Genomic DNA, 26,383 nt, shown 5'->3' with positions numbered 1-26,383 from the left:
TTTTGAAACATTAGAATGGTTGGTTTAATGCATGCAACTAAACAGTGGAACAAAGGATTTTCTAAAATGGACTGCCATCTCAGCTCCTACTGTTATTGGTGGTTTACTTTTAGTTAATAATATTTTTAGCTGTGATTTCAATCTGTGGGCTGGCGGTGGGCAATTATTCACAGGACTTGGATTGTCATTATTTTTGTTGAGATGGATGATATGGGGTGTCCTCGATTTTAAAGTCGGCGGGGTAATGTTCGCTCTGGGCGTTTTATTAAGTATTATCAGCGTTTTCTCAAGCTCTAAGGCTCTTGATCCAGACTATGTAAATCTGCGATCTGATTTACGAGACGCATTCATCGATGCTTCCAATAATTGCCGGGGAGATCGGCAATCCTATCTCAATGCAGCTCAAGCTTGTGCTATAGCACCGGTGATGGACTTAATGGATTTGAATTATCAGTTGATGAAGGCGAAGTATCTTCCACCAACCGCCTCACTGATTGATGGTGTGTACCATTCCACTGATGGTGCGAAGGTTGATGCCTGTTTGGTGAGCTATTTTTCAATTTCCGCACAGTGCCCAAATAGTTTCGTGACGTTCAATCTTAACCATCCTGAAATGAAGTCGGTTGAATCACTAAAACAGTGCTCTTCATTTTGGCAATGGATTCAAAGTTGGGTTTGAGTCGAGCATTCATTCAATATTCTGACCTAATTGCCATATAATTTATCTGCGCCCATCTTAGTCGATGGGCTTTTTTTGGAGTGGATTGTTTGTGATTAAAACACATGACTCAATCAGAACGATTCGCCTTTATGGCATCCTCGGGGCTACCTTTGGTCGCGAGTTTAAACTCTCCGTATCTTCTCCGAAAGAAGCCGTCCGCGCTCTTTGCGTCATCCTTCCTGGCTTTGAGCGTTACCTGAACACCAGCAAGCAGCGTGGCCTAACTTACGCGGTTTTCAGCGGAAAGCGCAACCTGATCTCTGATGAGCTCGATATGGATAAAGGCTGTGAAGACATACGTATCGCGCCAGTAATTATCGGCAGCAAAAAAGCTGGCGCATTCCAGACCATACTCGGCGCGGTACTTGTCGTCGTCGGCGTTGCGATTGGTTACTTTTCTGCTGGCACGCTATCAGCGGCAGGTTATGGGGTAGCGAAGTTCGGTGCTGCGATGATGATCGGCGGCGTAGTTCAAATGATGTCGCCGCAGACGGCCGGCCTTGCCAGTAAGCAGTCTGCTGATAATCAGGCCAGCTACGCTTTTGGCGGTGTCACGAACACCACAGCACAGGGAAATCCGGTCCCACTTCTTTATGGCAAGCGACGCATTGGCGGTGCCATTATCTCCGCCGGCATCTATGTGGAAGATCAGCAGTAGCAACGTCAGCGCAGCAAGTGTATCGTCTTGAAAGGTATGATTAAGTAATTGGCGGATTTTATGGATGGCTATGCCGTAGATTTTCATGATTTGCTTGGCATTCGAAAATTAAACAAGCCGGGACTGGATCGTAGAGCTTTTACTGATTGGGCTGAACAGCAGATTTCAGTAGGGAGCAGTTCATCAAACTTGTTAATACTGGCATCGTTAGGGTTAGATAAAGAAATATCTAAAGATGAGGTGTTTCATTATTTCGACGCATATATCGACGAAGTAGGTTATCAACTGCCAGATGATCACGAGGCGTTTGTTTTGTCTTTACGCCTGACATTTAAAAAGCTTGCTTACCCACTGAGCGAGCATGATCTCTGGAGTGAATTAAGTAAAACCTTTGTCCAATGGTATGACTTGCCTGCTGGCCTGTTAAACCGTGTTGTTTCTTACTGGAGTGCATTACACGACGACTTTGTAAATAACTACGAAGAAGGTCTTGGTTATTATTACTTAAATTACCAGCTACATGGGAATGTTAGGCCACATCAGCAAGCCGATTATATCAAAACTTGTGCTTTGAGATTTCTACGACTCTACGACGAAGCGTATTTTTACAAGTTGTTGCTGAAATCGTGACCTTCCATGTTCAAATCACTGCCAGCCACCCACGGGTGGCTTTTTTTATGGGCGAAACATGGTTACAGCAACTGCTATTAAGGGCCGTAAAGGTGGCGACTCCAGTTCAAGAACCCCGACCGAACAGCCAGACGACCTCCAGTCCGTCGCAAAAGCGAAAATCCTGCTCGCGTTAGGAGAGGGGGAGTTTGCTGGCCAACTGACCGGTAAGGCTATTTACCTGGATGGCACTGCACTTGAGAACGCAGATGGTACGCAGAATTTTAGCGGTGTAACGTGGGAGTTCCGTCCGGGGACTCAGGCGCAGAAATACATACAGGGTATTCCCGGTACCGAAAACGAAATTAGCGTGGGGGCTGAGGTTTCGAGTGAGACCGCCTGGACGCGTACATTCACTAATACCCAGTTGTCGGCTGTGCGCCTGCGTCTGAAATGGCCCTCTCTTTTTAAGCAAGAGGACGACGGCGATCTTGTTGGATATTCCATCAATTATGCTATCGATCTGCAGACCGACGGTGGCACTTGGCAGACCGTATTAAATACCAGCGTAACTGGGAAAACGACCTCCGGTTACGAACGCAGCCACCGTATCGATTTACCGCAGGCGGGCAGCACCTGGACGCTTCGTCTACGTAAGATCACCGCTGACGCTAATAGCGCGAAGATCGGCGATGCAATGACCCTGCAAAGCTTTACTGAGGTGATTGACGCCAAACTGCGTTACCCGAATACAGCGTTGCTCTATATCGAGTTTGACTCAAGCCAGTTCAATGGCTCCATCCCTCAGATTTCCTGCGAGCCTCGGGGACGCGTAATACGTGTTCCCGATATCTACGATCCCGAGACCCGAACCTACAGCGGGACCTGGACGGGCACGTTTAAGTGGGCGTGGACGGATAATCCTGCATGGATTTTTTACGATCTGGTGGTCACTGACCGCTTCGGCTTAGGCAATCGTCTCACTGCGGCCAATATCGACAAATGGACGCTTTACCAGGTTGCGCAGTACTGCGATCAACAGGTACCAGACGGCAAAGGCGGGAGTGGTACCGAGCCGCGATATACCTGCAACGTCTACATTCAGGACAGGAACGATGCCTACACCGTGCTACGAGATTTTGCGGCCATTTTTCGCGGTATGACTTATTGGGGTGATGACCAGATTGTCTGCCTCGCGGATATGCCGCGTGATGTCGATTTCAGTTACACTCACGCCAGTGTTGTTGATGGTAAATTCACCTACTCCAGCAGCACGACCAAGAGCAGGTACACAAACGCGCTGGTCTCATGGTCCGATCCGGATAATGCCTACGCTGATGCTATGGAGCCGGTTTTTGAACAGGCACTGGTGGCGCGCTATGGCTTCAATCAGCTCGAACTGACGGCCATTGGTTGCACCAGACAATCGGAGGCGAACCGAAAAGGGCGCTGGGGCATTCTCACCAATAACAAAGACCGTGTCGTGACCTTTAATGTCGGACTGGACGGCAATATTCCACAACCCGGATATGTCATCGCCCTGGCGGACAGAAACCTTTCCGGACGTGATCTGGGCGGAAGAATCGCCAGTGCAAATGGCCGGGTTATAACTCTTGATCGAGCTCCTGGCGCCGCGGCAGGAGACAGGCTAATCGTTAACCTGCCTTCCGGTGTTTCTCAGTCACGCACGATCCAGGCGATTTCAGATAAAGCGGTCACTGTAACCACGCCGTATAGCGAAACACCAAAGGCTGAAGCTGTCTGGTTGTTAGAGAGTGATGAACTTTACTCTCAGCAATACCGTGTAGTTAGCGTGACGGATAACGATGATGGGACATTCACCATCGCTGGCGCAAATCACGATCCAGATAAATATGCCCGCATCGATACAGGGGCAATTATCGACCAGCGCCCGATAAGCGTTATTCCTCCGGGTAACCAATCGCCGCCGGCAAACATCGTGATCAACTCCTTCTCGGTGATTCAACAGAATATCAGCGTCGAAACCATGCGCGTCAGTTGGGACCAGGCGCAGAATGCTATCGCATATGAAGCACAATGGCGGCGTAATGACGGGAATTGGGTGAACGTGCCCCGCAGCGCCACCACCTCCTTTGACGTGCCGGGTATTTACGTCGGGCGCTATCTGGTGCGCGTGCGCGCCATTAACGCCGCCGAGATTTCTTCAGGGTGGGGATACTCAGAAGAAAAAACGCTGACGGGCAAGGTGGGCAATCCACCTAAGCCAGTTGGCTTTATCGCTTCTGAAAACGTGGTGTTTGGTATCGAGTTGAACTGGGGGTTCCCGGCGAACACCGACGATACGCTGAAGACGGAAATCCAGTACAGCCTAACCGGAAGTGAGGATGACGCCATCCTTCTGAGTGACATTCCCTATCCGCAGCGCAAGTATCAGCAGATGGGCCTGAAGGCAGGGCAGATTTTCTGGTACCGCGCGCAGCTGGTAGACAGAACCGGTAACGAGTCCGGGTATACCGATTGGGTACGTGGCCAGGCCAGCATCGATGTTTCCGACATCACTGATGCCATCCTGGAGGATATCAAAGAATCGGACACGTTTAAGGACCTGATCGAGAACGCAGTCGACAGCAACGAAAAAATTGCTGGCATGGCCGACGATATCAAACAGAACGCGGATAGCCTCGAACAACAGGCGCAGGCTATTCAGGAAAACTCAGATGGTCTGGCGCAGGCCGAAGTGAAGATCGACGAGATGTCTGTATCGATGGATGGCATGACTGGCGGGGTCAAAAACTCCTCCATTGCCGTTATTCAGAATAGCCTGGCACAGGTGACAACCCGCCGCTCTCAGACTGCTACAAACGCAGGGAACAGCGCCAGCATTGACCGCATCGACACCACCATTGCTGATACCAGTGAGGCGGTATCCCGTGCGCTGGTCACGCTCGATGCGTCTGCAGGTGGCAATGTATCCAACTCAACGGACCTCACTGAAACCTTAGCCAACTTTACCCAGGCCTCTGCCACAAAGATTAATTCTCTGACGGTGACAGTTAACGGCCAGACGGCAGCGATCAACCAGACGTCGCAGGCGGTTGCAGATGTGAACGGTAACCTCAGCGCGATGTACAACATCAAGGTGGCGGTAGACGCTAACGGTCGACAGTATGCCGCCGGAATGGGCATCGGCGTCGAAAATACGCCTTCAGGGATGCAGTCTCAGGTGCTGTTCCTGGCCGATCGGTTTGCAGTGATGGCGCAGGCCGGGGGAACGGTGACGCTTCCGTTCGTCATACAGAATGGACAAACGATCATCAGGGATACCTTTATCGGTGATGGGACCATTTCTAATGCCAAAATCGGCAACTATATCCAGTCCAATAACTACGTCGCAGGCTCATCAGGGTGGAAACTTGATAAAGGGGGAACGTTTGAGAACTACGGAAGTGATGGAGAGGGCGCCGTGAAACAAACGAACACCACCTGGAGCGTCCGCGATAAAAACAGGCTGCGTGTGCAGATTGGCAGGCTAACGGGGGTATTCTGATGGACTGGGGAATTCAGACGTGGGACGCCAACGGTGCCCCCAACAACTACGGCATTAAGCCCGTCTCAGTGGTGGGCCGTATATCACTCTCTGAGGGGCAAAACTCTGGCAGCTGGTCTTTCCCCATCCCTGCAGGCATGAAGGTTGGATTTGCCGTCACGCTCGATAAAGGTGCGGTTTCTGTCGGTCGCCGCATCGTTGCGAGCGAAAACTCAATTACTCTCAGCGCGGCAAGCAGCGTAGGCATAGGGAATTATCCGGCTTCTGAATGTGAGCTTGTTGTCTTTGTGGAGAAGGCATAATGGCGGATTACGGCGCGCTGATATCTCTGGAGAACGGAAACCCCTTTGTTACCCCACAGTCCACGCCGTTCTGCCTGTACAGAAAGGTTGTGGTTAACTCATCGGGTAGTGGTGCTTATCATGGTGCATCTGCAACGATAGTCTTAGATCCATCATATCCGGCAATGGTGTTTTGCAAAACGAGCAATACAGCTCAACCCACTACGGTCGGAGCCACCAGGTCTGGTGGAAATATCCTTGTAGGCTCAAGTAATGCTTACGGGCAGTCACACACATTAACGGCTTATATATTCGCCATTTTCCCGCAAACACTGCCTAAATGGGGATTTGCTATCTGGGATGAGGCAGGCAAGTTGGTTTTGACTAACGAGAGCAGGGTACTGAGTGACCTGGTTACTGTTGGGACACCAGGTGCGACAACCGGGGGGATCAACATCGACGTAACTCTTGCCGGCAGTTATGCGGTAGCCCCTGCTATTCTTGGTTCTCAGATCGTCCAAAACAACAATACTCAACCACCAACAATAGTGAACATCACCGCTTATACCGGATGCCGGTTTGACGGTTCCTCTACGCGGATTAACGCGGCACCATCGACAACAGCATCCGGTTCTGCTGCGGGTGGGACGACAACAGGCATAGCGTTGACGGCCATAAACACGGCGGCCTACGACTGATTGATCGTTCAGAGCGATCAATCTCAGGATATTGATCTGTTATATCTATTTTATATATTTCTGCCAGTAAGGTAATTTTGAATAAATAAAATTCACTGGATTGAATAATGAATAAAATATTTATCGTATTATTTATTTGCTTTGGTTTTTCTGCCTGCTCAGGCCCAATTCTGGAAAAGCAAGAGCCAGTATGTGAAGCCACTGCGATGCTTGGCGGCCAGCAGCAGGTGGTTCAAATCTATGGGGTTCGCAAGGTAGTCAACCAGACTGAATATAGAGCAGGTTATCCCTTTAACTGGCGATGGGTGAGTAGAAATAATTTCACCTCTTCAACCTGTAAATAATTAACCTCAAATAAATAAACCGCTTCGGCGGTTTTTTTTATGCCTGGAGAAAATATGATTTACAACATTGGAACAATTTCAGTAAACGGAAACACTGCTACGGGAACCGGAACAAACTGGTTGGCGCCTGCCAGCCAGGTGCGCGCGGGGCAGACGATTATCGTCATGTCTAACCCAGTTCAGATGTTCCAGATTTCAAACATCAACAGTGCCACTTCAATGACGGTTACACCCGCAGCATCTCCGGCGCTGAACGGCCAGAAATACGGCATCCTTGTCACGGATAGCCTTTCAGTCGATGGGCTGGCGCAAAGTATTTCGCAGCTGATCAAAGAGTACGATGAGAACATCGGGGCGTGGGAGAGCTTTGCCAGCACGACAGCGAATCAAAACGTGACCGTAACGATTAATGGTGTGAGCGTAACGATCCCAGCAATCGGGAAGCTTTTGCAAAAAGGTACAAACGGGGCGCTCCCGGTCAACCAGGGCGGTACCGGCGCAACCAAAGCCGAAGACGCTCGCACAAACCTCGGTTTGGGAGACAGTGCGACTAAGACCGTCGGAACAGCGGCAGGAAACGTCATGCAGGTGGGGGCTTTTGGGGTAGGTTCAGTCCTGCAAAATAAGCCAACGGATGCAAGTGCGGCCTTCATCAGTGATGCTGATGGAAATACTTTGTGGGCGCCAGCTAATGGTTGTGGATTTCAAAGCTCGTATACAGGACAGCGAATTGCTCAGGTCTGGGTAACATCCAGCAGCGCCGTTTTCAGCCGTTTTCTCACAACCACTAATCCTCAGGAGCCTAAATCTTCTGTGCCATGGACTCAGTTACAAGCCTCTGGTACATCAGATATTAACTTTAAGAAAGTTACTGGGGATCTGGATCTAAACACGTCGCTTTCGAACATTGAGGCAATGGATTTTAAAACTTTCTATTACCTTGCTGACGCAGATAAAACGATTCGACGCGGTGTGGTTGCTCAGGAACTAGAAAAGATAGATCCACAGTACGTCCACTCCGCTGAAGAATCCGGGAAAATGACGCTCGATCTAAACCCTTTGGTTCTCGATGCGCTTGCTGCGATTAAAGCACTGACAATTCGTGTCAGGGTCTTAGAGGAAAGGTTTAAGACAGTGGCTTCCTATTCATCCGCTGATTAAAAATAGAGTTGGCTGGCATATCAAGTCGAACGTCGATCCAACTGTTAGCTGGCACATCTATCAACTCACCTTTTGTTTTGGCGATTTCACCGTCATCACCCAACAGATATTTACGTTTATAAAGCTTTATAGTCAGTTCACCGGTATCACTTTGTTCGGCCTCTACAATACCCAGCTCACCCATGCCACCAGGGTCCATTGGTGGCAGGAGTTGCCAGCCCTCACAGGCCAGGCCAGCTGAGCCAGTGAGGACGTAAACACCGACATCGGACCGCGAAATAGCTATGCCTTCAGACTCGACGTTCGCCGTACCGCAGCCGCACCAGGTGAAACCCTCTTCAGCTAAATCGGTGCGCTGATTTTCCTCCTGAGATTTAACGATCCGGGCAACCGGTGATGCAGCTTTAAGTGTCCCATCGCTGGCTTTTGTCGTATTCCCGGTGGTGTATGCCTGCATCCATGACGACCATGTGCCCAACCCCATACCTCTGACGGCCAACGCACCACCCGCGTTGATTTGGAGTTGCCCAATGGTGCCTTTCGCGTCAGATCCTCCCGCCCTCACAATAGAAATGATGCCAGCATATAAATCGAAGTAATTTGAACCAGTAGCTCCTCCGCCAGCACTAAACCCGTTATACGTAATATCGTTCGCATTCAGTGTTGCACTGGCATTCAAATTGGTGAACCCAAGACCGAAAGCACCCACCTGCATAACGTTCCCTGCTGCGGTTCCGACGTTCTTAGTCGCGCTGTCTCCCAAACCGACGTTTTATAGATTGCCTCTCAAGCGCCTGGCCGATAACTTCACCTGATTTTTTTGCAAAAAATGTTGGGTGAAAAACATGCAAATTGGCTATGTCAGGGTATCAACAAATGACCAAAATACTGATCTTCAGCGGCAGGCACTCGAACGCGCAGGATGTGAGCAAATTTTCGAAGAAAAAATGAGCGGAACTGTGGCGAATCGTCCGGTGCTAAAAAAATTACTCCGTGTGTTAAACGAGGGCGATACGCTGGTGGTCTGGAAGCTGGATCGGCTGGGCCGTAGCATGCGCAACCTTGTCCTTCTGGTAGATGAACTGCGACAGCGCGGCATCCATTTTCGCAGTCTCACTGACAGCATCGACACTTCCAGCCCGATGGGACGATTCATCTTCCATATTATGTCCGCTTTGGCGGAGATGGAAAGGGAACTGATCGTTGAGAGAACTCGTGCCGGTCTCGCTGCGGCGAGAGAGAAGGGAAGGGTAGGCGGTCGCAGGCCAAAATTGACGGAAGAACAATGGGCACAAGCCGGACGACTCGTTGCGAACGGCATCGACCGCAAACAAGTCGCACTGATTTACGACGTAGCGGTCTGCACATTGTACAAAAAATTCCCTGTAGGAAAGCCGGTTGGCGCAGAACTGTAGCCGGGCTGGAATATTTACAAAAGCATATTTGTCGATGCATGAGAAGGTTACGAGCGAACCGCTTAAGCATTAATCAGCCTGCATCACGGCGCACCTTGATCAGATTTTTCCATTCAACTACTGTATATAAAAACAGTATCGAGGCGTGCATTATGAAGTTGTACAGACCAGCAGAATTACGAGAAGTCATTGCGATCCCGCTTTTCAGCGATTTGGTGCAGTGTGGGTTTCCCAGTCCGGCAGCGGATTACGTCGAGCAGCGTATCGATCTCAATGACTTGATGGTTCAGCATCCGAGTTCAACATATTTCCTGAAAGCTGCCGGGGACTCGATGATCGATGCGGGGATCAGCGATGGCGATCTGCTGGTGGTGGACAGTTCAATCACAGCAGATCATGGAGATATCGTGATCGCTGCAGTGGAAGGTGAGTTCACCGTAAAACGCCTTCAGCTTCGGCCAACCGTTCAGCTTAACCCAATGAACAGTGCCTACAGTCCAATCATTGTCGGCAGTGAAGACACCCTGGATGTTTTCGGCGTAGTCACTTTCATCGTTAAATCGGCGAGCTGAGCATGTTTGCGCTCTGTGATGTGAATTCCTTCTACGCATCATGCGAGACGGTATTTAGACCGGATTTGAGGGGGCGGCCGGTTGTCGTTCTCTCTAATAACGATGGCTGTGTGATCGCTAGATCAGCGGAGGCCAAAGCGGCAGGGATAACGATGGGAGACCCCTTCTTTAAGCAAAAGGACCTTTTCCGGCGCGCTGGCGTGATCTGCTTTAGCAGTAATTACGAGTTGTACGCCGATATGAGCCAACGCGTGATGACGACACTGGAGGAAATGAGCCCTCGTGTGGAAATTTATAGCATTGACGAGGCCTTTTGTGATCTGACCGGCGTCCGAAATTGCCGGGACCTGACGGATTTCGGTAAAGAGATTCGGGCTACAGTCCTGAAACGCACGCATCTGACTGTGGGCGTAGGGATTGCGCAGACGAAGACGCTTGCCAAGCTGGCCAATCATGCCGCAAAAAAATGGCAGCGGCAAACCGGCGGTGTAGTCGATCTTTCTAACGTTGACCGTCAGCGCCGGCTGCTTGCTCTGGTACCCGTGGAGGATGTCTGGGGAGTGGGCCGGCGCATCAGCAAAAAACTCAATGCTATGGGCATCAAAACCGCGCTCGACCTCTCAGAGCAAAGCACCTGGATTATCAGAAAGCACTTTAACGTCGTCCTCGAGCGAACCGTAAGGGAGCTGCGTGGTGAACCCTGCCTCGATCTGGAAGAGTTTGCACCGGCGAAGCAGGAAATAGTCTGCAGCAGATCGTTCGGTGAACGAATCACCGACTATGAGCAGATGCGACAGGCCATTTGCTCATATGCCGCGCGCGGTGCTGAGAAATTGCGAGGCGAGCATCAGTACTGCCGGTTTATTTCGGCGTTCGTGAAAACGTCTCCGTTCGCTCTGAACGAGCCGTATTACGGTAACAGTGCGTCCATGAAGCTTCTCACCCCCACTCAGGATTCCCGCGATATTATCAACGCCGCGGTAAAGTGCCTGGACAAAATCTGGAAGGATGGCCACCGATATCAGAAAGCGGGGATCATGCTCGGAGACTTTTTTAGCCAAGGCGTGGCGCAGTTCAATTTATTTGACGAGAACGCACCGCGGGCAGGTGGCGACAGGTTAATGGAGGTGCTGGATCAGTTGAACGCTAAAGGCGGGAAGGGCACGCTTTATTTTGCTGGGCAGGGTATACAGCAGCAGTGGCAGATGAAGCGTGAAATGCTCTCACCTCGTTACACAACAAGATTCTGTGATATTCTACATGTTAAATAAATTCTATTCCCCTAACCTGAAAAGTACAGTAGCATTAATTACACATCTTTCATTTGCTAGCGATAAGCTCTTAACTTAGGAAGTGTTATGCTTATTAATAAATATTTTAAACCGTTAGATAACAATTACATATTAATTCTTAGCTCTAATAGCAAAGAAAAGGAAGCAATAGATAATTTTTTGGGTAAAAAAAAGAGGCTTATTTCATTATCTGGTCAGCCTTTTGTGGATGTGGGCGTGGTTGGAGGTGTTTTTATAGTTCATTTAAATGGTGAGAGTGGAATTATTTCCGAAAGGTCAGTGGTTAATAAATGCAAGGCTTTTGTTTCTTCTAATGACAACCCCAAACCAGCATTAGTTATATTGGCTGGAATTTGCTGGGGAAACCCCTCCAAGGTTAGTTTAAATGATACAATTCTGTGTAACCATGTAATTACTGCGAATCAGCGAGAAATATCCGAAACGGATGATATTATAAAGGCGAGGCATTTTTATTCTGGAATCAATGGAATTCCTCCCTTGCAGTTTGAATCAACAAACATCCATATAGGTACTTTAATATCAGCAGAAACTTTGCTTAAAAGTGAAAGTGCTCGCGATGAATATCTTTCATGTGATAAAGAAATATTGGGAGGAGAAATGGAAGCCTTTGCTCTTATTCCATTTCTGGCTAATGTCAATTGGTTGGTAATTAAAACCGTTTCTGATTATGGCTCTGGATCAACACACGACCGAGAAACCCAAGCTGTTCATTGCTCTAAGCTTACTGAGGATATTAATAAGCTTTTACCAATTTTTATTGGTGATTTAGGTCTTCAATTTGAGGTTGCCTCACCAGAAGCCCTTGTTTTACATGATATAATAACAGGGGATAGACTTGATTTCCATTTAAGTTCGTTTGACCTAAGAGAAATTAATGACCATCTGAATGATCAATACGGGCCAGTTCTGTTAAGAAAGATAAATAACTATATTGATGGTGAGGTTTTCAAGCGGGATTTCGGATTTAAAATGGCGGGGCTATTATTAGAAATAGTGCAAAATTCATTTAGGCATAATAATTCAACTTCAGTTAGCATTGTGTTTAATGTTAGAAGCATTTCCATTGAAACTAACAATGATATTTTCAATGTGCAAAATATCACTGGGGAGCGTGGTGGCGCAATAGCTTGGAATAAAATAAAAGTCGAGTATGTGGATGATGATAAAATCACGGTGTCAGTTTCATCTAAAAAAATTAAATTTTCTTTCGGTAAATTATTGGATAAAATTAACGAAATAAAATCAAAGTGTTGTGTTGACGTGGTGCTTGGGCAATCCGGGTATTCCCGTTATATTCCCACTCTGAAGTTTAATGAAGACTGTGATTCTATATATATTGATATGACAGCTATAATCATGCCATCAAGAGCGATATCGATCTTTGATGGAATTAAGGATATTGTTAGCCAAGGTAAGGTTGTGTATATAAAAACTAGGGATGATTATCAACGTCTTGAATATATGGAGTTCGTCGGAGAAGGTTCTGAGAACATAAAGATAATATATTAAAGATCATAGTTTTTTGATTTAATTAATCCCAAGCTTTGATTCTTTACATAACCCACAGCCCGCTACATAGCGTGCCAGATAAATTTGTCGGCGGGTACAGCACCATCGGCAGCTATATCCTCCGCTTCTTTCCCGCACACATCCTGCCGCATCCATTCCCTGGCCGCGTCTGGCGACAGCACAAGCGGACGCCGGTCGTGGATATCTACCAGACCATTATCGGCGGCAGACGTCACAATCAGAAAACCTTCCGCTTCGTCACTGCGTTCGAATGGCGTGCTTCCGATCGCAGCCATGAAGATCGGAGCACTGTCAGCCCGGTGAATGAAGTAGGGTTGTTTTTTGTCACCTTCCTTTTTCCATTCAAACCAACCGTCAGCAAAACAGATTGCTCGGCCGTGCTGCCAAAGGGGTTTGAACATTCTGCTAGTGGCGGCAGTTTCAACGCGCACATTAATGAGAGGCGATTTATCCCTCCTACCCGGTGCGTAACCCCACAGCACGGGATCGAGGTGTAACTGCTCATCGCGTTCGCTTAGCAGCAAAACTTTGGTACCTGGCGCTACGTTGTACCGTCCAATTGGTTCTGGGTCGTAGGCAATATCACGATCAGCCTAGTCTGCGTCGTAAGCCAGGTATTCTTCACGGGTTTGGGCTTGAGCAAAACGTCCACACATAGAGACCTCCTGTTACCAAACACAAAGTATAGGTGATGGTAAAAGTTGGGTATTTGCAGCGGGGTTGTACAGGTGAAAATTGAATAATGAACGGGGCAAAAAGATTCTAATGAACTCAGTCAGAAAAGCACAGGTTGAGGAAGACTTAATGGGAATAAATCTGGGGCAAATTTGGGGCAAAAATTGAGGTAAGACACCTGTTGGGGCATGATTTGGGGCAGATAAAATGTAGATTATTGGATCTTAAGGTAGAAAAATGGAGTGCCTAACTAATTGTTTAAATTATCAATTTTAGATAATTCAATGATTTAAGTTATCTATCGTTGCTTGTTCAGGTTGTATTGCTCTTTTTTAGTAATTTCTTGGTTTTGCGACATGTAATAGAGGCTCAATTCGTTTGTGGCTAAAGCAGCGTCTGTATGGTACGTATTCCGGGCAAGAATGTCAGCACGTTTTAGCGATGTCGGGAGCCTTCGGGTGTTGTTCAGAAGGGCAGTAGCGGCTAATCAGCCTCCAGCGCCTGTAGAATTTCGCTGAGATGATGCATCACATTGCCGAAATCAAAAATTAATACCATCCACAAGCATGTCAAAAGGGCGAGGGCAGCAATCGATAAGCGGGTAAACACGGAAACTATCCTTCAGCTCATAGGGTTATAAAAATCAGTATATGATGATTTCCTTAAACTTCCCCTTTACGACGCCGTCATAAAACCGACCTTTTGATACCACCTGCAAAAAATCGTTGTAAATTCTCGCCGGCACACGCTGATACTGAAGCGTTCGGCGATCGAGAAAACGAATTTCCAATGTGGCGCTGCGCTCATCATAGCCAATGGATGCGATGCGTGACGATCTGACAGGGTGATGGACCATGATGATGTGTCCCTTACGGCTTAAAAAGGAAATTTATCATCTATCAGCGCGGGCCTGGGTGCAAGCCGAAATCATTATCATTCATTATTTATTGTTAGGTTATTAGAAATAATTATTGTGAATGTAATGCACTGAATGATATGAAATAAAAATTATTCAAGCGACTCACAGAAAGGTAGAATTAGCGCTGTTATATGCCTTTAAGATTCTTAATCCGATAATGTGCTGAGTGTGTGTTTAATTTAACTATCATCCAAAACTGACAGGATTAGCCCGGAGTGAATACTCCGGGCTTTTTTTTATCACTCGCTGGTCGATTTTTCGCCTTTCCCGGCCATCTGAGCCAGGAAGTCATAGCGTTTTTGCAGATCGGCCGCCGCGTCTTTCCACAGCTGCTCGGCCACTTCTGGCTGCTGAGCATTGAGGCGACGGAAGCGTTGTTCCTGCATCAACGTCTCAGCCAGCGCATCCGACGGCGGACGAGAGTCCAGCGCCAGCGGCAGCTTCCCTTCATCCGCACGACGCGGGTCGAAGCGATACAGCGGCCAGAATCCGGTTGCTGTCAGCTGACGCATCTGATCGTGGCTGAGTGCCAGATCGTAACCGTGCTCTTCGCAAGGGCTGTAGGCGATGATCAGCGATGGCCCCGGATACGCTTCCGCTTCCTGAATGGCTTTCACCGTCTGGTTCAACTGTGCGCCGAGCGATATCTGCGCGACATACACATGACCGTACATCATCATGCTCACGCCCAGGTCTTTACGCGCTTTGCGTTTACCGTGTTCGCCAAACTTGGTTACAGCGCCTAGCGGTGTTGCTTTGGATGCCTGACCGCCAGTGTTGGAATAGCACTGAGTATCGAGAACCAGAATGTTGACGTTCTCCGTCAGGCTCAGAACATGGTCCAGCCCACCGAATCCGATGTCATACGCCCAGCCGTCACCGCCAATCAGCCAGATCGATTTTTCGACCAGCGCATCAGCGTCGGTTAACAGCTGCTGCGCGCCTTCTACGCCAGTGAGATGCTGACGCAGTTCGGCGACCTGCTCGCGGCGCACTTCTGGCGTAGCATCACTGTGCAGGGCTTCATTTAGCGCGGTCGGGAGTTTATCGGCAAATTGTTCCAGCAAACGCATGACGCGGGCGCGGTGTTGATCGACCGTCAGGCGGAAGCCCAACCCAAATTCGGCGTTGTCTTCAAACAGGGAGTTTGCCCACGCCGGGCCGCGACCGTTCGCATCCGTTGTGTATGGTGTTGACGGCAAATTACCACCATAGATAGAAGAACAGCCGGTGGCGTTGGCGATCAGCATACGGTCGCCGTACAGCTGGGTAAGCAGTTTGATGTAAGGGGTTTCACCACAGCCTGAGCACGCGCCGGAGTATTCAAACAGCGGGGTAATCAGCTGCGAGGTACGGATGTCAATACGTTCGAGTTTGGTGCGATCGATTTCTGGCAGGTCGAGGAAGAAGTCATAATTCACTTTTTCTTCTTCAACGTGATCCAGACGCGACATCATATTGATGGCTTTGATTTCTGGGTTCTGACGATCTTTCGCCGGGCACACTTCGACGCACAGATTACAGCCGGTGCAATCTTCCGGTGCGACCTGCAGCACGTATTTCTGTCCACGCATGTCGCGGGATTTCACATCCAGCGAATGCAGGCTGGCAGGGGCGTTTTCCATGTCCTCCGGGGAAACCACTTTAGCGCGGATCGCCGAGTGCGGACAGGCCGCGACGCAGTGGTTGCACTGAGTACACAGCTCCTCCTTCCAGATTGGGATCTCTTCGGCAATATTGCGTTTTTCCCAGCGGGTGGTGCCGACAGGCCAGGTGCCGTCCGGCGGAAGCGCAGAGACGGGCAAGGCATCGCCAAGACCGGCCAGCATCGCGGCGGTCACGGTTTTGACAAAATCTGGGGCGGCGTCGGAGACTACTGGCGGACGGTTGGCACTGCTGGCATTAACCGGCTGAAGCGGGATCTCGGAAATTGATTCACGCGCCAGGGCCAGCGCCTGCCAGTTACGCTCAACCAGATCCTGACCTTTGCTGCTGTAACTTTTGGCAATCGCGCCCTGCAGTTCCGCCAGCGCGCTGTCGCCCGGCAGGATGTTGGTCAGGTGGAAGAATGCCATTTGCATCACGGTATTGATACGCGCCGCCAGACCGCATTCGCGGGCAATTTTTGCGGCGTTGACGGTAAACAGACGCGCTTGCTTCTGGTTCAATACGGCCTGAACTTCTTGCGGCAAACGGGACCAAACTTCGTCGGCGTTGTACGGCGTGTTAATCAGGAAAATCCCGCCCGGTTTCAGGCGTTCAGCCATCTGATATTTATCGATAAACTGCAACTGGTGGCAGCCGACGAAATCAGCTTGTGACACCAGATAGGCTGAGCGGATCGGTTTTTCGCTAACGCGCAGATGCGAAACGGTCAGACCGCCTGCCTTTTTAGAGTCGTAGACAAAATAACCCTGCGCATACCACGGTGTTGAATTACCGATGATTTTGATGTTGTTTTTAGTCGCTGAGACGCTGCCGTCGCTGCCCAGACCGTAAAACAAGGCTTCGAGCTTTGATGTCGACGGCAACGTGTTTTCCGGCAAGTGCAGGGAAAGGTTGGTGACATCGTCATAAATCCCGACGGTAAAGCGCGGCTTAGGTTTGGTTTCGCTCAGCTCGTTGAAGACAGCCATTACGCAATCTGGGCCGAACTCTTTCGACGACAGGCCGTAGCGACCGCCGATCACGCGCGGTAGCGTTTCGCGCTCGCCGCTGTTAAAGGCCTCCGCCAACGCCGTCATTACATCCAGATACAGCGGTTCTGCGTGCGCGCCCGGCTCTTTGGTGCGGTCGAGTACGGCAACGGAACGCACACTTTCAGGCAGGACAGAAAGTAAATGTTTTGCGGAGAAAGGACGGTAAAGACGCACTTTGAGCACGCCGACTTTTTCACCGTGGGCCAGCAATTCATCCACCACTTCTTCGCAAGTACCAATCGCTGAGCCCATCAGCACGATAACGCGCTCGGCCTGCGGGTGCCCGTAGTATTCAAAAGGCTTGTATTCACGCCCGGTGGCAGCAGCAAAATCGTTCATGGCCCGTTCGACGTGATCGTACACCGCGTTATACCAGGGGTTGGTGGCCTCACGGGACTGGAAATAGGTGTCCGGGTTGGCGGAGGTGCCGCGAATGACCGGATGCTCCGGATTCAGGGCACGGGCGCGGTGGTCGTCGATCTCCGCCTGCGGCATCAAATCCAGAATGGTGTTGTCCGAGAGCGGGACGATTTTATTGATTTCGTGTGACGTACGGAAACCATCAAAGAAATGAATAAATGGCACACGGCTTTTGAGGGTCGCAATGTGGGAAATTAGCGCGAAGTCCTGCGCCTCCTGCACATTGCTGGCGCAGAGCATGGCGCAACCCGTCTGGCGGATTGCCATCACATCAGAGTGATCGCCAAAAATCGACAGGGCGTGTGTAGCAACGGTACGTGCCGCGACGTGCAGCACAAAGGGGGTTAACTGTCCCGCCAGCTTATACAGCGTCGGGATCATCAGCAGTAAACCCTGCGATGAGGTAAACGATGTTGACAGCGCGCCGGTTTGCAGTGCGCCGTGTACCGCACCGATGGCACCGGCTTCAGACTGCATCTCAACGACGCGGGGAACATCACCCCAGACGTTTTTTAACCCGTTACCAGCCCAGGCATCAGCCTGTTCCGCCATTGTCGAACTTGGTGTAATTGGGTAAATGGCGATAACTTCGCTGGTGCGAAACGCGACGGACGCGGCCGCGCCATTACCGTCAATAGTGATCATGTGACACCCTTACATTGCGCAAAAAAGAGGGACCCGTGAAACGTCGACGAGTCCTGTAGTTATATCCTTATTTTAGCAAAGGTCTGGCTTTGCGATTTTCGCTTTTGTGTCCTCGCGACCCTTACTCAGATCAACTTTCTGGCAAAAAAAGAGCAAGAAATTGTTTCGGGAGTGCATAAATACGCACTTCCGCTCTCGACGGCGCGGCGGGGGATGCCTATTATGCTTAGGTTTCGCGACTTTATGGGGAAGAGAGAATGCGTTCAGCGTTTTGGGTAGGGTGTGCGGCGTTACTGTTGTCTGCATGCAGCAATGAGCCGGTTCAGCAGGCAACCGCAGCACATGTTACGCCGGGTATGAAAGCGGCAATGTCCAGTTCAGGACAGGCAAGTTGCGCGATGGTCGGCGGTTCATTGTCCGTAGCCCGTCAACTTGATGGTTCTGCTATCGGTATGTGCGCATTGCCCAATGGCAAACGTTGTAGTGAACAGTCGCTTGCCGTGGGTTCATGCGGTAATTACTGATTACTCTGCGCGTTTAAACATCAACGTTTTTTCGGCTGTGGCGAGCGTGAGCTGATCTTCAGTCAGGTCAACCTGTGCGCCTTTGCTCAGCATATCGCCGATCGTTGCGTCCAGCTCGTTCAGCTGTGGTTCAACACAAAGCTTGCGTGTCATTGCCATAGCTTTAACCTTCAGCTCGCCTTCAGATAATTTTCCCTGGCCGCTAAAGCGGTTACACATCACGCCGGAGACGGCCATTTTTTTGCCAAAACTCATTTCAGGCGGTACGGCGCTGGGTTTTATTGCCACACCATTCACGCTTTCCAGCACAAAACGGTGACCCTCAAGTTGTTCCGCCTGAACAGATGCCTTGCCGGGATTAACACAACCTGCAAGCGCCAGGGAAACCAGGCTTAACGCCACGAGCTTTTTCATATTGCTTCTCAAACTATAAATACGATGAATATATGTGAGTATTTTAACAATAACCTGAGGATTGTCATGGGTGTTTATCTGAAAGTGCGAGAAGGCCGGGCAGGGCGCGCCACCCGGCGTTAAGAGAAGTTAATGCGATTTAAAGCCTGCGGCAGTCATTAGAATGCGGAAAAACATCCCGACGGCGGCCAGCGCAAGTACGCTGCCACCCCAAATAACGGCTAACCACATCAGGCGCTTCCAAACTGGCTGTTGCATCAGTGATACCCCTCCCCATGTTGAACTTTTCCGCGAAATACGTAGTAACTCCAGAAGGTGTAGACCAGGATAATGGGAATAATCAGCAGTGCGCCCACCAGCATAAAGCCCTGACTTTGTGGCGGAGCAGCGGCCTGCCACAGCGTAATCGACGGCGGGATAATGTAAGGCCAGATGCTGATGCCCAGCCCGCTGAATCCCAGAAATATCAGCCCGAGGGTCAGGACGAACGGCGCGTTGTGACTCTCTGTATCACCGAGTTTTTTCCATGCCCAGCCGGTCAATACAACGACCAGTAAAGGCACAGGCAGCAGGAAAAACAGATTCGGCAAACTAAACCAGCGTTCAGAGATAGTCGGGTGCGCCAGCGGTGTCCACAGGCTGATCGCAGCGATAACCAGCAGTAACACGATTAAAAGCTGTTTTGATACCTTCCGCATTTTTGCTTGTAGCGGATCTTCGCTTTTCATCACCAGCCAGGTCGCGCCCAGAAGGGCGTAAGCAACCGTGAGGCCGACACCGCAAAACAGATTAAACAGCGTGAACCAGTCAAACGGACCGCCGCTGTAAGTGCGGTTTGTTACGGCAAAACCATTAATCACTGCGCCAACGACTACGCCCTGGCTGAACGTCGCCAGAATCGAGCCACCAATAAAGGCTTTGTCCCAGAAAGGCCGGTGTGTGGGTGTGGCTTTAAAGCGAAACTCAAAGGCCACGCCACGGAAAATCAAGCCAATCAGCATCAGGGTCAGCGGAATGGTTAGCGCGTCAATAATGACCGCATAGGCCAGCGGAAATGCGCCAAAAAGCGCCGCACCACCGAGAACCAGCCAGGTTTCATTTCCGTCCCAGACCGGGGCGACGCTGTTGACCATCACATCGCGATCGTCGGCATCCTGAGTGGTTGGGAACAGAATCCCGATACCTAAATCGAAGCCGTCCATCACGATATACATCAGCGTGGCGAATACGATGATCACAAACCAGATAATGGAAAGATCAATACCCATTACGGTTTCTCCTTAGTGACAACTTCAGGGCTGATGGCAGAAAGCGGACGCGCCGGGCGGCCATCGTGTTCAGTGGCATACGTTTCGTGCTCCTGTGGGCCTTTTTTGATCAGGCGAACCATATAGCTGTAACCGACGCCAAACACCGACGTATAGACCACGATAAAGGCCAGCAGGCTCACGCTCATGTGCAGATCCCCGTGGGCAGAAACCGCATCAGACGTGCGTTGCAGACCGTAAACCACCCACGGCTGACGCCCGACTTCGGTCGTTACCCAACCAGCCAGAATAGCGACGAGGCCCGATGGTCCCATCAGTAAGGCAAACCACAGGAACGGGCGTGAGGTATATACACGCTGCTTATAGCGCAGCCACACGGCCACCACGCCGAGCAGCAACATCAACATTCCCAGCCCCGCCATAATGCGGAACGACCAGAACACAATCGTCGAGTTGGGACGATCCTCTTTCGGGAAATCCTTCAGTGCCGGAACCTGTTTATCCAGGCTGTGCGTCAGGATCAGGCTGCCGAGTGCCGGGATTTCGAGCCCATAGCGGGTGCGTTCCTGTTCCATATCCGGCCAGCCAAACAGCAATAATGGCGTCGGTTCACCCGGCGGGTTTTCCCAGTGTCCCTCAATGGCCGCAATTTTGGCGGGCTGATGTTTTAACGTATTCAGGCCATGCATATCTCCGACCATCGCCTGAATCGGCGCGACGATCAGCGTCATCCACAGCGCCATCGAAAACATCTGGCGGATGGCAGGCGTATTGTTGCCGCGCAATAAGTGCCAGGCCGCCGATGCGCCGACGAAGAGAGCGCTGCTCAGGAAAGCCGCAATGGACATATGGAACAGGCGATAAGGGAAGGAGGGGTTAAACACCACCGCGAACCAGTCGACCGGCACGACCACGCCGTTGACGATTTCATAGCCCTGCGGCGTCTGCATCCAGCTGTTCGACGCCAGTATCCAGAACGTGGAAATAATCGTCCCCAGCGCGACCATGCAGGTGGAAAAGAAGTGCAGGCCTGGTCCGACTTTATTCCAGCCAAACAGCATCACGCCGAGGAAACCCGCCTCAAGGAAGAAGGCGGTGAGCACCTCGTAGGTCAGCAGTGGGCCAGTAATGCTGCCCGCGAATTGCGAAAATCCGCTCCAGTTGGTCCCAAATTGATAGGCCATCACCAGCCCGGAGACCACGCCCATCCCGAAGTTAACGGCGAATATTTTGGACCAGAAATGGTACAGCGAGCGCCAGACCGGGTTTTTGGTCTTCAGCCAAAGCCCTTCGAGCACGGCCAGATAGCTGGCGAGACCGATGGTGATCGCCGGAAAAATAATGTGGAAGGATACGGTAAATGCGAACTGTATCCTCGCCAGATGAAAAGCATCTAAACCAAACATGCACAGCCTCAATGTCAATCGGTGTGGTGTTATGGTATAGGGCGCTAAAAGGAACTATCAGACGCAGAAAAGGGATTTTTATGTATAACAGTTTGAAATAGTGGCGGGCTTTAATCATCTGATATAGTGAACAGGTAAACGCAGCTGACTGATAATCCCGATAAAAGTTCAGGGCATAAAAATTTTCTTTTTATCACTTTTCTTCATTAAAAGGGCTTGCGTTGTTCTCTCCGCCATGCGTTAATGCTTCATCGGTTTGATAGCCAAAAAATATCTGACGTCGTCTCAAAGCATTTCTCATCACGTTGTGCCTCTCCGCAGCCTCTTGGGTCTTCTCTTTACACTCTGATTAGTTTTGTCTCAGACCACTATCGCCTTGAATGGCCCCAATTAGCTTATTTACGTTTCTACGTTTACTGGAGAATCATATGATTTCTTATATCCATTTTCGCTGCCCATGCTGTCATGGCTCGCAATACCGCACCTCTATCTTTGATGTGTCCGAAAAAAATCCACACGGTGCGAAGTGCATTTTCTGCAAATCGTCCATGATGACCCTTGACCACCTGGCGGCCTCGTCTTTCCCGGAGCAAGCTCAGTACAGTCATCGCCCGTCATAACACCGCGTTTACCATAACAGTTTTTTAAAACTGCCAATTTTCTCCTGCTGATATACACTGGTGTGAAGCAAGGAGAGAACGATGAAAAAATACCAGCGCCTGGCGCAGCAAATCATTTCGCAAATCGAACTTGGCGTGTGGTTGCCGGGAGATAAGCTACCGTCGTTGCGTGAGCAAGTTGCCAGCAGCGGCATGAGTTTCATGACTGTCGGTCATGCGTATCAAACGCTGGAAAGTCAGGGGCGAATCGTTGCTCGCCCACAATCGGGTTACTACGTTGCTCCGCGCCCGGTTAAGCAGCAGCCTGCGCCACCCGCGCAGGTGATGCGCGACGAAATGGTCGATATCAATACCTATATTTTTGATGTCCTGCAGGCCAGCCGCGACCCCTCTGTTTTACCCTTTGCTTCTGCTTTTCCTGATCCCAGACTCTTCCCGCTTCAGCAACTCAATCGATCACTTGCCAATGTCAGCAAAACAGCGACCGCTATGAGCGTGATTGAAAACCTGCCGCCCGGTAACGTCGATCTCCGCCACGCCATCGCCCGCCGCTATGCCCAGCAGGGGATGAATATTTCGCCGGAGGAGATCGTGATCACCGCCGGTGCGCTGGAAGCGCTCAACCTGAGTTTGCAAGCTGTGACTGAGCCAGGCGATTGGGTGATCGTCGAAAACCCCTGTTTCTACGGCGCACTTCAGGCGCTGGAAAGACTGAAACTTAAAGCGCTGTCGATCGCCACCGACGTGCGCGAGGGGATCGATCTCGATGCGCTTGAACAGGCGTTAAACGACTATCCGGTGAAAGCCTGCTGGTTGATGACCAACAGCCAGAACCCTCTCGGATTTACCCTCAGCGCTGAGAAAAAGGCGCATCTGGTTGCATTGCTGACCAGGCATAACGTTACGTTGATTGAAGATGACGTATACAGCGAGCTCTATTTTGGTCGCGAAAAACCGCTGCCAGCCAAAGCCTGGGACAGCCAGGACATGACGCTGCACTGCTCGTCATTCTCGAAATGCCTGGTTGCCGGATTCCGTATCGGCTGGGTCGCTGCGGGCAAACATGCGCGTCGTATTCAGCAGCTACAGTTGATGAGCACACTCTCGACCAGCTCCCCGATGCAACTCGCGCTGGTGGATTATCTCGCCACTAAACGCTACGACGCTCATCTTCGCCGTCTGCGCCGCACGCTCGCCGAGCGCAAACAGCAGGCGTGGCAATCGCTGATGCGCCATTTACCGGCGGAAGTCAAAATTCACCACAACGACAGCGGCTATTTTTTATGGCTGGAACTGCCTGCGCCGTTAGACGCAGGAAAGCTCTCTGAACAGGCGCTGGTGCACCACATCAGCATTGCACCGGGCAAAATGTTCTCTACCTCAGATGTCTGGACGCCGTTCTTTCGCTTTAATACTTCCTGGGCGTGGGGCGAGCGCGAAGAGCAGGCTGTTATCCAGTTAGCTAAATTAATTAGCGCGATGCTGAAATAAGCCGAAAGGCTTATTTTTCACAGGCGTAATAACCCCGCATAAATAAACAATCCTTATCCTATGACAACCGTCGGGTTTATTTCCGCAGGTCTGTCATAGGAAATCTGCATACCGCCGCTCGCCGCTAACTCCTTGTCTATAATCCAGTTAACAGGGAATGCGCCCTCTGTCACAACCTGATGAAATTTCCCAAAGCCGCAGGGTGCGGCGCATTTGCGCAGTCTACGTTTATTAAGGGAGATATTTTTACGGCATGGCTGCCGCCAAATTTCATTGCGACAGGAGTAAATCAAATGAGCAAAAAATTTGCCCGCAGCAGCCTGTGTGCGCTCGGCATGACGATCATGACCGTGCAAGCCGCTGAGCCGCCGAAAGAGGTTGGGAAAGGCGAGGGACGACTGGATATCATCGCCTGGCCGGGCTACATCGAGCGCGGCCAGACGGATAAAAATTACGACTGGGTGACGCAGTTTGAAAAAGAGACCGGCTGCGCGGTGAATGTTAAAACGGCGGCGACCTCCGATGAGATGGTCAGCCTGATGGCGAAAGGCGGATATGATCTGGTCACCGCGTCGGGGGATGCCTCTTTACGTTTGATTATGGGCAAACGTGTTCAGCCCATTAATCCGGATCTGATTCCCAACTGGAAAACCATTGATTCGCGCATCGTGAAAGGCGAATGGTTTAACGTTGGCGGGAAAGTGTATGGCACACCGTATCAGTGGGGGCCGAACTTACTGATGTACAACACCAAAACCTTCCCGACACCGCCGGACAGCTGGGACGTGGTCTTTAAAGAGCAAAATCTCCCGGACGGCAAAACCAACAAAGGCCGCGTTCAGGCTTACGATGGCCCAATCTATATTGCTGATGCGGCGCTGTTCGTCAAAGCAACCCAGCCGCAGCTGGGCATTACTGACCCATACCAGCTCACCGAAGCACAATACTCAGCCGTACTGAAAGTGCTGCGCGATCAACACGCGCTTATTCACCGTTACTGGCACGATACCACTGTCCAGATGAGCGACTTCAAAAATGAAGGCGTGGTGGCATCGAGCGCTTGGCCATATCAGGCGAACGCCCTGAAAGGCGAAAATCAACCTATCGCGACCGTCTTCCCGAAAGAGGGGGTGACGGGCTGGGCAGATACCACCATGTTGCACGCCGAAGCCAAACACCCGATGTGCGCCTATAAGTGGATGAACTGGTCGCTGACGCCAAAAGTGCAGGGCGATCTGGCGGCGTGGTTTGGCTCTCTGCCGGTGGTTGCAGAAGGTTGTAAAGCCAGCACATTACTCGGTGACAAAGGTTGTGAAACCAACGGTTACAACGAGTTCGACAAAATCCTGTTCTGGAAAACCCCAATTGCCGAAGGCGGTAAATATGTTCCATACAGCCGCTGGACGCAGGATTACATCGCCATCATGGGCGGCCGTTAATCGCCAGGGAGCAGAACATGACGTACGCAGTAGAATTTAACGACGTGTCCCGTCTGTACGGCGACGTGCGGGCGGTGGATGGTGTCACCATCGGCATTCGCGACGGCGAGTTTTTCTCTATGCTGGGGCCTTCGGGCTCCGGCAAAACCACCTGCCTGCGCCTGATTGCCGGGTTTGAACAACTGAGCGGCGGGGCGATTAAAATCTTTGGCAAAGAAGCCAGCGAGCTTCCACCGTGGGAACGCGATGTAAACACCGTGTTCCAGGATTACGCCCTGTTCCCGCATATGTCGATAATCGACAACGTCGCCTACGGGCTGATGGTGAAAGGGGTCGATAAAAAGAAACGCCAGACGATGGCGCGCGATGCGCTGGAAAAGGTGGGATTAGGTTTCGCGGAAAAGCGTAAGCCATCGCAGCTTTCCGGCGGCCAGCGCCAGCGCGTCGCCATCGCCCGTGCGCTGGTCAACGAACCGCGCGTTCTGCTGCTGGATGAACCTCTCGGTGCGCTGGATCTAAAGCTGCGCGAGCAGATGCAGTTTGAGCTGAAAAAGCTTCAACAGGAGCTGGGGATTACCTTTATTTTCGTCACTCACGATCAGGGCGAGGCGCTGTCGATGTCCGATCGCGTGGCCGTGTTCAACAACGGACGCATTGAGCAGGTCGATACCCCGCGCGAGTTGTATATGCGCCCGCGTACGCCGTTTGTCGCCAGTTTTGTCGGCACTTCAAACGTGTTTGATGCCGCCGTTGCCCGACAGGTGTGTGGTATGGAGGGCATCTATTCGCTCCGTCCAGAACATATTCGCCTCAATGAAAGCGGAGACGTTCAGGTTCAGGGCGTGGTACAGGCGGTGCAGTATCAGGGCGCGGCAACACGGTTTGAGCTGCGTCTCGGCGATGGCGCAAAATTGCTGGTCAGCCAGGCCAATCTGAGCGGGGCACATATCCCAGCGGACGTTGCTCCTGGACAGCAGGTGCTGGCCTCCTGGTCGCGCGAGGCAATGGTGCCCCTGCATGAGGAAAGGTGAG

Annotated in this window: 24 protein-coding genes and 1 pseudogene; 17 read left to right on the top strand and 8 right to left on the bottom strand. The window is 50.9% G+C overall.

Going from position 1 to position 26,383, the window contains the following annotated elements; all coding sequences use genetic code 11:
• The first annotated feature begins 31 nt into the window (after window positions 1-31).
• The 8 genes from JBO43_RS02040 to JBO43_RS22885 all read left to right on the top strand — a co-directional run bounded on the left by JBO43_RS02040 (window position 32) and on the right by JBO43_RS22885 (window position 8,001).
• Window positions 32-679, top strand: coding sequence for a hypothetical protein (locus JBO43_RS02040; protein WP_202673617.1), 648 nt, complete (start codon window positions 32-34; stop codon window positions 677-679).
• Between the two features lie 94 nt (window positions 680-773).
• Window positions 774-1,379: a tail assembly protein gene (locus tag JBO43_RS02035; RefSeq protein WP_331251886.1), complete on the top strand. Its 606-nt coding sequence runs from the start codon at window positions 774-776 to the stop codon at window positions 1,377-1,379.
• A gap of 60 nt (window positions 1,380-1,439) precedes the next feature.
• Window positions 1,440-2,009: a MerR family transcriptional regulator gene (locus tag JBO43_RS02030; protein WP_202673615.1), complete on the top strand. Its 570-nt coding sequence runs from the start codon at window positions 1,440-1,442 to the stop codon at window positions 2,007-2,009.
• A 58-nt stretch (window positions 2,010-2,067) separates the two neighbouring features.
• Window positions 2,068-5,517 (top strand): TipJ family phage tail tip protein, encoded by a 3,450-nt coding sequence (locus JBO43_RS02025; protein ID WP_202673614.1) that lies wholly within the window; start codon window positions 2,068-2,070, stop codon window positions 5,515-5,517.
• Window positions 5,517-5,819 (top strand): hypothetical protein, encoded by a 303-nt coding sequence (locus JBO43_RS02020; RefSeq protein ID WP_202673613.1) that lies wholly within the window; start codon window positions 5,517-5,519, stop codon window positions 5,817-5,819. Before JBO43_RS02025 ends, JBO43_RS02020 begins: the two co-directional genes overlap by 1 nt.
• The gene (locus tag JBO43_RS02015; RefSeq protein ID WP_202673612.1) at window positions 5,819-6,496 is read left to right on the top strand and encodes a hypothetical protein; all 678 of its coding nucleotides are present in this window, start codon (window positions 5,819-5,821) and stop codon (window positions 6,494-6,496) included. Before JBO43_RS02020 ends, JBO43_RS02015 begins: the two co-directional genes overlap by 1 nt.
• 107 nt (window positions 6,497-6,603) lie before the next feature.
• Window positions 6,604-6,840: a phage exclusion lipoprotein Cor gene (cor, locus tag JBO43_RS02010; protein WP_202673611.1), complete on the top strand. Its 237-nt coding sequence runs from the start codon at window positions 6,604-6,606 to the stop codon at window positions 6,838-6,840.
• A 54-nt stretch (window positions 6,841-6,894) separates the two neighbouring features.
• Window positions 6,895-8,001 carry a tail fiber domain-containing protein gene (locus tag JBO43_RS22885; RefSeq protein WP_237729907.1) on the top strand — a complete coding sequence of 369 codons (1,107 nt, stop codon included), beginning with the start codon at window positions 6,895-6,897 and terminating at the stop codon, window positions 7,999-8,001.
• Here JBO43_RS22885 and JBO43_RS01995 read toward each other — a convergent pair.
• A complete protein-coding gene (locus JBO43_RS01995) occupies window positions 7,967-8,716 on the bottom strand; it encodes a phage tail fiber protein (RefSeq protein WP_237729906.1) in 750 nt (249 codons plus the stop codon). The genes JBO43_RS22885 and JBO43_RS01995 overlap by 35 nt on opposite strands.
• A 130-nt stretch (window positions 8,717-8,846) precedes the next feature.
• On the opposite strand from JBO43_RS01995, the gene JBO43_RS01990 reads away from it, so the two are divergent.
• The 4 genes from JBO43_RS01990 (at window position 8,847) to JBO43_RS01975 (ending at window position 12,810) form a co-directional block, all read left to right on the top strand.
• Complete coding sequence (locus JBO43_RS01990) at window positions 8,847-9,416, top strand: recombinase family protein (protein ID WP_202673610.1); 570 nt, start codon at window positions 8,847-8,849, stop codon at window positions 9,414-9,416.
• A 152-nt stretch (window positions 9,417-9,568) separates the two neighbouring features.
• A complete protein-coding gene (locus JBO43_RS01985; protein ID WP_202673609.1) occupies window positions 9,569-9,988 on the top strand; it encodes a translesion error-prone DNA polymerase V autoproteolytic subunit in 420 nt (139 codons plus the stop codon).
• A 2-nt stretch (window positions 9,989-9,990) separates the two neighbouring features.
• Complete coding sequence (locus JBO43_RS01980; protein WP_202673608.1) at window positions 9,991-11,259, top strand: Y-family DNA polymerase; 1,269 nt, start codon at window positions 9,991-9,993, stop codon at window positions 11,257-11,259.
• 87 nt (window positions 11,260-11,346) lie between these two features.
• A complete protein-coding gene (locus tag JBO43_RS01975; protein WP_202673607.1) occupies window positions 11,347-12,810 on the top strand; it encodes a hypothetical protein in 1,464 nt (487 codons plus the stop codon).
• 62 nt (window positions 12,811-12,872) lie between these two features.
• Here JBO43_RS01975 and JBO43_RS01970 read toward each other — a convergent pair.
• The 3 genes and pseudogenes from JBO43_RS01970 to nifJ all read right to left on the bottom strand — a co-directional run bounded on the left by JBO43_RS01970 (window position 12,873) and on the right by nifJ (window position 18,189).
• Window positions 12,873-13,487, bottom strand: a pseudogene (locus JBO43_RS01970) (SOS response-associated peptidase family protein).
• Window positions 13,488-14,149: 662 nt separating this feature from the next.
• Window positions 14,150-14,362, bottom strand: coding sequence for a KTSC domain-containing protein (locus JBO43_RS01965; RefSeq protein WP_095282178.1), 213 nt, complete (start codon window positions 14,360-14,362; stop codon window positions 14,150-14,152).
• Between the two features lie 302 nt (window positions 14,363-14,664).
• Entirely contained in the window at window positions 14,665-18,189 is a 3,525-nt protein-coding gene (nifJ, locus tag JBO43_RS01960) for a pyruvate:ferredoxin (flavodoxin) oxidoreductase (protein WP_202673606.1), read from the bottom strand.
• 257 nt (window positions 18,190-18,446) lie between these two features.
• Between nifJ and JBO43_RS01955 the strand changes: the two genes are divergently transcribed.
• On the top strand, window positions 18,447-18,713 hold the full coding sequence (locus JBO43_RS01955) for a putative hemolysin (protein WP_095282176.1): 267 nt from the start codon (window positions 18,447-18,449) through the stop codon (window positions 18,711-18,713).
• On the opposite strand, the gene hslJ is transcribed toward JBO43_RS01955, so the two are convergent.
• From hslJ to JBO43_RS01935, 4 genes are all read right to left on the bottom strand, one after another.
• On the bottom strand, window positions 18,714-19,127 hold the full coding sequence (gene hslJ, locus JBO43_RS01950; RefSeq protein WP_095282175.1) for a heat shock protein HslJ: 414 nt from the start codon (window positions 19,125-19,127) through the stop codon (window positions 18,714-18,716). It lies immediately after the preceding gene.
• Between the two features lie 129 nt (window positions 19,128-19,256).
• Window positions 19,257-19,385, bottom strand: coding sequence for a DUF2474 domain-containing protein (locus JBO43_RS01945; RefSeq protein WP_095282174.1), 129 nt, complete (start codon window positions 19,383-19,385; stop codon window positions 19,257-19,259).
• A complete protein-coding gene (gene cydB / locus JBO43_RS01940) occupies window positions 19,385-20,395 on the bottom strand; it encodes a cytochrome d ubiquinol oxidase subunit II (protein WP_202673605.1) in 1,011 nt (336 codons plus the stop codon). The genes JBO43_RS01945 and cydB overlap by 1 nt, the downstream gene beginning before the upstream one ends.
• The gene (locus JBO43_RS01935) at window positions 20,395-21,801 is read right to left on the bottom strand and encodes a cytochrome ubiquinol oxidase subunit I (protein WP_095282172.1); all 1,407 of its coding nucleotides are present in this window, start codon (window positions 21,799-21,801) and stop codon (window positions 20,395-20,397) included. The genes cydB and JBO43_RS01935 overlap by 1 nt, the downstream gene beginning before the upstream one ends.
• A gap of 428 nt (window positions 21,802-22,229) precedes the next feature.
• Between JBO43_RS01935 and ymcF the strand changes: the two genes are divergently transcribed.
• The 4 genes from ymcF (at window position 22,230) to JBO43_RS01915 (ending at window position 26,382) form a co-directional block, all read left to right on the top strand.
• Window positions 22,230-22,421 (top strand): cold shock small protein YmcF, encoded by a 192-nt coding sequence (gene ymcF, locus JBO43_RS01930; protein WP_095282171.1) that lies wholly within the window; start codon window positions 22,230-22,232, stop codon window positions 22,419-22,421.
• Between the two features lie 81 nt (window positions 22,422-22,502).
• Complete coding sequence (locus JBO43_RS01925; RefSeq protein WP_095282170.1) at window positions 22,503-23,912, top strand: aminotransferase-like domain-containing protein; 1,410 nt, start codon at window positions 22,503-22,505, stop codon at window positions 23,910-23,912.
• 293 nt (window positions 23,913-24,205) lie between these two features.
• A complete protein-coding gene (ydcS, locus tag JBO43_RS01920; RefSeq protein ID WP_202673604.1) occupies window positions 24,206-25,351 on the top strand; it encodes a putative ABC transporter substrate-binding protein YdcS in 1,146 nt (381 codons plus the stop codon).
• Between the two features lie 17 nt (window positions 25,352-25,368).
• Window positions 25,369-26,382 carry an ABC transporter ATP-binding protein gene (locus JBO43_RS01915; protein WP_202673603.1) on the top strand — a complete coding sequence of 338 codons (1,014 nt, stop codon included), beginning with the start codon at window positions 25,369-25,371 and terminating at the stop codon, window positions 26,380-26,382.
• The last annotated feature ends 1 nt before the right edge of the window (window position 26,383 follow it).

The organism is Lelliottia jeotgali (assembly GCF_016771845.1).
Classification (GTDB): Bacteria; Pseudomonadota; Gammaproteobacteria; order Enterobacterales; family Enterobacteriaceae; genus Enterobacter; species Enterobacter jeotgali.
The sequence above is the reverse complement of the archived record's forward strand: the minus strand, read 5'-3'. Positions and strand labels throughout refer to the sequence as shown.